Here is a 2,988-nt window from a genome sequence, read left to right as displayed (position 1 = left end):
CATGAATTTATCATAAATTAATCATAAATTTTTATGTTTAAAAAGTATTAATGACAAATTCGTGTAAAATTCGCGGTAATTTCGTGTAGCCCCACGCAGTGGTTAAGGCAGTTTGCTGCCATTCGTAGAATTCGTCGAACTCACGTTAATTTATTGAATTAATTTATTTCCAATTTACTTTCTAAAACTCACCCTCGCGCAAGCGAGCCTTTCGTGTCATTCCGAATCTTCCGTGGTTAAATAAATATATATTTCTGAGTTAATTTACTTTCTAAAAACCCACCCTCGCGCAAGCGAGCATTTCCGTGTCTCCCCTCCTTTCAGTATTCAAAGAAAAAACGTAAAAAAACTATGAAATTAGTGCTATTTTATAAGAAAAACAGCAAAATTCATAGATAATTGTTAGAAATACACACTAAAAAAGCAAATTTTCGTATATTTTCTTGTATATATTTTCAAAAATATATAACTTTACACACAAAATCGTTTCCCCAAAACGAGTTTTAATACCCTGAATATAATAAATCAAAAAATAAACACTTAAAAATTTTGCACTTATGAAAAAGAAAAATTATTTTCAACCAACAATGAGGTTCCACGAACTTAGAACTTCAAGTATTTTAGATGGGTCTAATGAGGCTTACCATGTAAACTCATTTAACTTAAGCGGCAGTTCCAATGGTGCTAAGTCTATGGAATTCGAAGAGGAAGAATAATAACAACTAATCTTACACGAAATGAAAACATTAAGATACTTTGCCAACACAGCTTTTGTGTTATCATTAGCTATGTTTGCTTCATGTTCTTCTGACAATGACATAGAGAAGAATGATGAGAATAAAGAAAGTGCGTCTGTAGAGGAAATGGTTTTCACAGCTTCTTTTGAGGGTGATGAAACCACACGTGCTGTCCTTACTAAGGAAAGCAGTAGTACCGAAAGAATGCATTGGCAAGAAGGTGATAAAATCTTATTGTCGTGGTATAATAATACGAGTACTGGTGAAAATAACAAAGCTACAATCTCCAAAATGTATTCCAATGGAACCAAAGCTGAATTCACAGGAAGTGGTATTCCTTCTGGTAAAAGCTATTATGCTGCTATCTATCCTGATGATGTAGTATCATCAGTTAATCATGGTGAATTCACTACCGAGATTAAGACTCATCAAGTACTAACATCTGGATATCCTTACGATAAAAGTGCTATGCTGATGATAGCACGTACAACTTCATCGTATGATAAAAATCTAGTATTTAAGAATGTTCCTACACTTATTAAGGTTACTTTGACAAATAATGATGGTGTTAAATACATCAGAGTGCGTTCAAATTATGAAAATTCAATATTGTCAGGTACTTATGCAGTACAGATGAGTAACTCGGGAGACATATCCTCTAAAAAGTCAAACACCAATAACTATGCTCAATTGGAAATACCTGAGAATTCTAATGGTACTTTCTATTTAGCGTTAATTCCTGGTACACCTTTAAATAGTGGCTTTACATTTGAATTGGAGAAAAGCGATGGATCTATTTATGTTAATAAATACACTGAAAGTGTTACCTTTGGAAGGTCTCAGATCTACGATTTTGGCACATTTGATGTTTCAGGATTGACATACATGACAGATTTTGTTAATCTTGATTTACCTTCTGGTACACTTTGGTGTACAAGGAATATTACGGCTGGTAGTGGCACTTCAACAACCTTGGTTAATAGTATGTATGATAATGGTGGCTATTATGCTTGGGGTGATTTGCTCGCATTCAACCAAGATGATGGAAGTGGTAATAAGAAGACAAAGTATAATAGTAGTACTTATACTTTGGGCGATGATATATATACAACTTCTGGTTCTGTTTCTACCTTGAAGGATGAATACGATGCGGCATATCAAATAGCAGGTCATGCTTATTGTATGCCTACTTATGCCCAAATAGAGGAGTTGTATAATAATTGTACTGTAACTTATTACACAAGTACAACATATCAGGGTCATTACGGTGTACTATTAACAAGTAAGAATAATGGTAAAACTTTGTGGCTTCCTGCTGCTGGATATCATTGTGATACTTGGGGAAAATCTGGTCTTAATAGTGAAAACAGTTATTCTCACTACTGGAGTAAATCATTAAATCCAAAAAGTAGTGCTGGTTATGCATATTGTCTTGATTTCTCCAATAGTGGATTGGATGGTCATGGATGGGGTTCCGGTGGCGGTAATTACTACGACAGACGTTTCTGCGGAAAGTGTATCCGTCCTGTTTATAGACGATAATAGTTTCAATATATAAACTTTCTCTCCCTACTCGTTTATCGGGTAGGGAGATTTTTTTTGCCCTATCACTATATGGCAATAGGGGTTTATAGAAGAGAAAAAATCCACGAGAATAAAAAATTTTCAAAGAGTTTGTAGAGGGGGGGGTACACTTTTGCGATTTTTCAGCTTTTATGTATTGATTATCAACATTTTACAAAGCGTGCACCCCCCCTAAAAAACACCTCCTTTTTCAAGGGGGGGGTGCACTCATCATTATTGTTTGATTTTCAGTATGTTACACCTAAAAAAAGGCAAGCGTGCACCCCCCCCTCGCAAAACTCTCGCGAAAAAAATATTCTGAACACGGAAAACACGAAAGAACACGGAAATTATTATATGGCAGCAAGCAGCTCTTAACTGACAATAATTATTCGCAAGGACTCAATGTTAAAGAGATCAAAATGCTTTCCTTGTGTCTCCCTTTTATGGGCTTTGCTTGTGGCAAATCCCTGCTGATGCGAGTTCTCCTTTTCTCTGGTAAACCTTGAGGGTTTCCCAAAAAAATGAGCCCCACCCAGCAGGAGCCACTACGGAAAGACAAAATACGGGGACAAAATAGCTCCCTGCGGTCGTAAAAAATGGCTTGTTCAAAACTGTCTGGAAGACAGTACTATTCGTAACCCCGTACATACGAGTGAAACGAGGATGTGCGGGGGATATAGCGCCA

Annotated in this window: 2 protein-coding genes; both read left to right on the top strand. The window is 36.1% G+C overall.

Annotation, left to right across the window (positions count from 1 at the left end):
• The first annotated feature begins 557 nt into the window (after window positions 1-557).
• Window positions 558-716 carry a hypothetical protein gene (locus tag ACJROP_RS07940; protein WP_406534934.1) on the top strand — a complete coding sequence of 53 codons (159 nt, stop codon included), beginning with the start codon at window positions 558-560 and terminating at the stop codon, window positions 714-716.
• A gap of 21 nt (window positions 717-737) precedes the next feature.
• Window positions 738-2,279, top strand: coding sequence for a hypothetical protein (locus tag ACJROP_RS07935; RefSeq protein WP_406534933.1), 1,542 nt, complete (start codon window positions 738-740; stop codon window positions 2,277-2,279).
• The last annotated feature ends 709 nt before the right edge of the window (window positions 2,280-2,988 follow it).

The sequence above is a fragment of the Methanobrevibacter sp. genome (assembly GCF_045220775.1).
Lineage (GTDB): Archaea > Methanobacteriota > Methanobacteria > Methanobacteriales > Methanobacteriaceae > Methanocatella.
This window is presented reverse-complemented; position numbering and strand designations above follow the sequence as displayed.

Bases quoted from the DNA above. Each gene is read 5' to 3' on its own strand.
- ACJROP_RS07940 (WP_406534934.1), top strand. From the start codon at position 558: ATGAAAAAGAAAAATTATTTTCAACCAACAATGAGGTTCCACGAACTT.
- ACJROP_RS07935 (WP_406534933.1), top strand. From the start codon at position 738: ATGAAAACATTAAGATACTTTGCCAACACAGCTTTTGTGTTATCATTA.